At 67.3% G+C, this 5,211-nt stretch carries 6 protein-coding genes; 3 read left to right on the top strand and 3 right to left on the bottom strand.

Annotation, left to right across the window (positions count from 1 at the left end; genetic code table 11):
- Positions 1–789, top strand: a 789-nt coding sequence (locus tag INE98_RS11430) for a DbpA RNA binding domain-containing protein (RefSeq protein ID WP_293539058.1), incomplete at its 5' end; no start/stop codon positions are given.
- Between the two features lie 5 nt (positions 790–794).
- On the opposite strand, the gene INE98_RS11425 is transcribed toward INE98_RS11430, so the two are convergent.
- Entirely contained in the window at positions 795–1,091 is a 297-nt protein-coding gene (locus tag INE98_RS11425) for a 2TM domain-containing protein (RefSeq protein ID WP_293515558.1), read from the bottom strand.
- Between the two features lie 184 nt (positions 1,092–1,275).
- Here INE98_RS11425 and INE98_RS11420 point away from each other — a divergent pair, with 184 nt between their 5' ends.
- The gene (locus tag INE98_RS11420; RefSeq protein WP_293539057.1) at positions 1,276–1,701 is read left to right on the top strand and encodes a cupin domain-containing protein; all 426 of its coding nucleotides are present in this window, start codon (positions 1,276–1,278) and stop codon (positions 1,699–1,701) included.
- 83 nt (positions 1,702–1,784) lie between these two features.
- Here INE98_RS11420 and INE98_RS11415 read toward each other — a convergent pair whose 3' ends face one another.
- Both INE98_RS11415 and INE98_RS11410 read right to left on the bottom strand, forming a co-directional pair.
- The gene (locus INE98_RS11415) at positions 1,785–2,615 is read right to left on the bottom strand and encodes an aminotransferase class IV (RefSeq protein WP_293539056.1); all 831 of its coding nucleotides are present in this window, start codon (positions 2,613–2,615) and stop codon (positions 1,785–1,787) included.
- Positions 2,612–3,922 carry an anthranilate synthase component I family protein gene (locus INE98_RS11410; protein ID WP_293539055.1) on the bottom strand — a complete coding sequence of 437 codons (1,311 nt, stop codon included), beginning with the start codon at positions 3,920–3,922 and terminating at the stop codon, positions 2,612–2,614. The genes INE98_RS11415 and INE98_RS11410 overlap by 4 nt, the downstream gene beginning before the upstream one ends.
- Before the next feature lie 137 nt (positions 3,923–4,059).
- Between INE98_RS11410 and INE98_RS11405 the strand changes: the two genes are divergently transcribed.
- On the top strand, positions 4,060–5,211 hold a 1,152-nt coding region (locus INE98_RS11405; protein WP_293539054.1), incomplete at its 3' end, for a TonB-dependent siderophore receptor.

Here is a 5,211-nt window from a genome sequence, read left to right as displayed (position 1 = left end):
TGCATGGAGGAGGGCCGCCGCCTGCTGGAGCGGATGTCTCCGGAGCAGGTGGCCGGCGCCCTGATGCGGCTCTACCGAGAGAAGCTGCCGCCGCCGGAGGATGTGGTGGACGACGCGCCGTCGCGCTGGTCGCCTGCGGCCAGGGACGAGCCGAGAGGCGAGGTCCGGCGCGAGGCGCCGGCCCGGCGCGAGTCCGGCGAAAGCGACTGGTTCCGCATCGACATCGGCCGGAAGGACGGCGCCGACCCGAAATGGCTCATTCCCAAGATCTGCCGTGCGGGTGGCGTGACCAAGCGCGAGATCGGCTTCATCCGCGTCCTCGACAACGAAACCCGTTTCGAGATCGTCCGGGAGGTGTCTCCGGCCTTTGCGGCCGCCATCGCCGCGCCGCTTCCGGACGGGACGCGGATCGCACCTTCCGAGGCGCCCGGCGCCGATGCCCGGCCGCCCCGACCCCAGCGTCCCCGCCGGGAGTTCGAGCCGAGGGGTGAGGAGGGCTCCGCCCCGCCGCGTCCCAAGCGTGCGCCCCGGCCCGCCGCCACAGAGATGGCGGCGCATAGTTCGCCCCAACCCCTGGAGAAGCCCCTCTTCGAGAAGAAACCCTTCAAGAAGAAGCCGTTCCCCCAGGCCGACCGCGCCGCTGTCCCTCCGGGGGACCGGCCCTGGAAGGGAAAGCCCCGGCCGGCCGGATCAGGGCCGCCCCCGCGAACGGGTCCTAAGCGAAAGCCGAACGACGCGCCCGCATCGCGTGGCGCGCCCTATCGCGGCAAACCGAAACGCGGCGCCTGACGGCCTTACCGGCCTCGGGTCAAACGGTCGATCTCCTGCTTCAGCATGCGCTCGCGCATGCCCTCGCCATTCAGCGAGAACCAGGTCGCAAGGCCATGGGCGGCCAGGCCGATCCCCCAGCCCACGAGGGGCCAGAAGGACCAGAGGTATTCTGAGCCCTGGGAAATGTTCAGGATGAACAGTCCGCCATTCACCACCGCATAGACCAGGGCATGGGCGAAGAATCCCATACGCAAAGCGACTCGCTTCTTCGCTCTCAGAAGCAGTTCCGGGTCGATGGGGGCGGGGGTCTCGGCGGTCATGGCGAGCCTCTAGCTTTCAGCTACCCGAAAAAAATCTGCCTATGGGGCTGCTAAGACTGTCGCCAAACGACTGATACGGGGTCGGCTACGGCCCCACGCGTAGGTGGGCGCCGCACGCGTGCATACTCGACGCAGGCGCCATACCCGGACTATCGTTATGTAGAGCGGTATGGTGGGCAAACACATGCGGACACGGCTGACCAACATCTCAGTGATTCCAAAAATTGCCGGCTTGCCAGGTGTCGCAGACGCAGACCCTCGATATGCAGGACGGTATGAGGCGCGTCTTGCGAAAGCCGTCGACATCAACCAATTCGGCGTTAACATTGTAATCCTGAGGCTTGGCGCCTTCTCTGCCAATCGACACTGGCATGAAGCAGAAGACGAGATGGTTTATGTGCTCGACGGCTCCCCAACGCTTGTCGATGAGAATGGCAGGCATAAACTCAAGGTTGGAGACATCGTCGGCTTCGTGGCCGGCGAACCAAACGCCCATCACATTGTCAACGAGGAGGACCGCGAAGCGACGTTGATGGTGGTTGGCTCCCGCAAACCTGGACAAGAAACCATCCACTATCCGGATGACAATTTCGGCCCCATCCGAAAGTAAGCCGGCCGAGGGCAACGGCGGCTTTTCAGCACTTCAACCGTCGTGCAATGACCGAAATAGGGACGGTAGCCGCCTGGAGGATATCAAACGACGCTAGCACGGTCTTCCGCGAGGGAAAGACCTTCTTCCAGCCTGGACTTGAGAGACTCGCTGCCCGGCAGGTCGCGTCCGTCCCAGGAGAGGGCGGGGCGCAGTCCGCGAAGCGCGTTGGTCAGCACCAGGCCATCCGCCGCTTCCGCTTCGCGTCGCGTGAGGGGTTGCTCCTCCAGATCCGGCAGAGCCCCCCTCAGACGGGCGCGGGTGACGCCGGGCAGAACGCCCTCTGAAAGAGGCGGCGTGATGATCCTTCCCCGGATCCGGAAGATCAGGTTGGCGGCGGCGGCGCACGCCAGACGACCCCGGACATTCAGGAGGACGGCCTCGTCTGCGCCCAGGGCGGCGGCCTCCCTCAGGGCCATGACGCTGTCGATGTAGGACAGGGTTTTGTGGCGCGAGGCCGGGGAGGCGGGGTTGCGTCGCACCCTGGCCGTCACGAGGCGCACCGGGGTCCCGGCCTCCGGCGCCACATTGGCGGTGATCAGGAGCCGGGCCGGGGCGGAGGGATCCCGCGCCAGACCCCGCGCTGAGCGCCCGGCTGTAAGGGTCAGTCGGACGGCGGCCCGTCCCGTGTCCAGACCGTTCCGCGACAGGGTCTCCCGGGTGGCGGCGACCAGTCGGTCGGCTCCCGGCGGCGGCGGCAGGCCGAGCGCCGCAGCGGAGCCCGCGAGGCGTCGGAAGTGGAGCCCCGCGTGAGCCAGTGTGCCGTCCACCGCCAGGAGGGTCTCAAAGAGGCCATCTCCCAGGGTCAGACCGCGATCGTCCGCCGGCAGGACATCTCCGTCCTCGATCCAGTCTCCGTCGCGCCAGACGATCATGGGCAGGTCCCCGCAATGGCCTGGACCAGCCGAAGGGCCTTGGCTTCGGTCTCCCGGGTCTCAGCCTCGGGGTCAGAGTCAGAAGTGATCCCGCAGCCGACCCGGAAGGCCACCGACCATCCGCCAGGCCTCTCATGGCAGGTGGCGGTCCGGATCAGGACGCTGGAGTCCAGGCTCCCGTCCGTCCCGGCCCGGAAGATCGAGCCATAGTCTGCGCCGCGGGGCGAACCCTCGATCTGGCGGATGGCGTCCATGGCCCGGAGCTTCGGCGCCCCCGTGATGGAGCCCGCCGGAAAGCAGGCTTCCAGCAGGTCGATGGCGGTCCTTTCCGGTTCCAGCAGGCCCTCCACGTGGGAGACGAGGTGGTGCACGTTGGGCAGGGTCTTGAGTTCAAACAGCCGGGGCGTGCGCACCGATCCGGGCCGGCAGGCCCGTGACAGGTCGTTGCGCATCAGATCGACGATCATGAGGTTCTCCGCCCGGTCCTTTTCGCTGGCCAGGAGGCCCCGGGCGTTCAGGGCGTCAGCCTCCGGGGTGGGGCCCCGAGGCGCTGTGCCCTTGATGGGGCTGGTCAGGGCCAGACGACCTTCCGGCGTATTGCGGACCCGGACCAGCCGCTCCGGAGAGTTGGAGACGATGGCGAAGCCTGGCAGACGAAGGTAGGCCGCGAAGGCGGCGGGGCTTGAGCGGGCCAGCCGACGGAAGAGGTCGAAGGGGTGATCACCATCCCCGAGACGGCCCTCGAACCGGCGGGAGATGTTGGCCTGATAGAACTCGCCGCAGGCGATCCGCGCCCGAACCGCCTCGACCTTGCCGCCGAAGGCCTCGCGCGGCTCCACATCCTCCACCCCTCCCGCGCCGGGGAGGGGAGGGGGCGGACGGGGAGCGTCCAGGAGGGCCAGCAGCGCCTCACGGCCGTCCGGCGCGGCGTTCTGCGCCTCGATCAAGTGCACCGCCCGGGCCTCATGGTCGAAGGCCAGGATCCGGTCGTAGAGTCCCAGCGCCGAGGGTGGGCCTGAACCCGGACACCCCGCATCATAGCCCAGTATGCCGGCGATCCCGGGGTGGAAGGGGGCGCCTTCTGGCGCTGGACCGCCCGGTCGCAGCCCCTCCAGCCAGGTCCTCGCCCTGGCGAGCGCGTCGCCGGCGCCGGCCGCCAGCTCCCGGGATCGGGGATGGGCGAAGATTGCGCTCCACCGCCCATTCTCACCATCGCCCAGGAGCAGGAGGGCGAGGGGCGTATCCCGAAGGGAATGGAAGGCGTCCAGCGGATGTCGCCAGGGCAGGGAGGGGAGCGGCTTGGCCATCGTCGCCTAGGTCATCCACCGCAGGAGGCAAGGCAAGTCTCGATTCTCCGAATTCCATTTCTTGAGAATAATTCGCATTTACGGCGGGTGACGTCCTTGTTAGGAACGATTGTCAGTTTCAGTTGCATCAGGCGTCCATGAACCACCGGGCCTTCCTTCTTCTCACCGCCGGCCTTCTGGCCGGGGCCGCCGGCGCGCGGGCGGAAGAAGAGGTGACCCAGGTCTCGCAGCTCATCATCACCGCCCAGACGGATGAAGGATACCTGCCGCACAGGCTGGACACGGCCCTTCGCATTTCGGCCGACCTCAGGGATATCCCTCAGTCGGTCGGCGTCGTGTCTGCGGACCTGATACGGGATCAGGCCATGCAGTCGATGGCGGATGTGCTCCGGTTCATTCCCGGGGCCACGATTGGCCAGGGCGAAGGCCACAGGGACGCCCCCAACCTTCGCGGCAACGCTTCGACGGCCGACTTCTTCGTCGACGGGATCAGGGACGACGTCCAGTATCATCGCGATCTCTACAACGTCGAACGGGTGGAGGTCCTGCTGGGTCCCAACGCCATGATCTTCGGGCGCGGCGGCGGCGGCGGGGTGATCAACCGCGTGACGCGGGTCGCCGATGGGCGCCGCCATGTCGGCCTGACCGCGGAGGCTGGCGACTTTCGCCACCTTCGGGTCGTCACGGACCTGGGCGCTCCCTTGAGTGCGTCCCTTTCAGGCCGCGTGAACGCCCTTCATGAGCGCTCCGGGAGTTACCGGGACTACACCAATGTTGAGCGCTGGGGCGTCAATCCCTCCATCACGCTCCGCGCCGCTGGCGGCCTGACCGCAACCCTCACCTATGAAAGGTTCGTGGACGACCGCACCATCGACCGGGGTGCGCCGTCATTCCAGGGCCGCCCCCTTGTGGTTCCGGTGTCCGCTTACTTCGGCGATCCGTCACAGAACTGGTCCCTTTTCGAAGGTGACACCCTGCGACTGGCCTTCGAGCAGCCCCTTGGCGCGGATCTGAACCTCCGTCACCGCACGGTCTGGGGCCGCTATGACAAGGGCTATGGCAACGTCTTTGCGTCGGGTCCGGCCGTGGCCGATGCTCAGGGCCGGCCCTCGACCTATCCGCTTCAGGCGTATCGCGCCTACACGGATCGTACCAACCTCTTCAGCCAGACCGACCTTGTCTGGACCCAGGGTGAGGAGGGCGCCAGGCGGGTCTTCCTCGCGGGCCTGGAACTGGGGCGTCAGGAAACGGACAACCTCCGGGAAACTGGCCGATTCGGCGGGCCTGGC

The sequence above is a fragment of the Phenylobacterium sp. genome, from assembly GCF_020253645.1.
Lineage (GTDB): Bacteria > Pseudomonadota > Alphaproteobacteria > Caulobacterales > Caulobacteraceae > Phenylobacterium.
The sequence above is the reverse complement of the archived record's forward strand: the minus strand, read 5'-3'. Positions and strand labels throughout refer to the sequence as shown.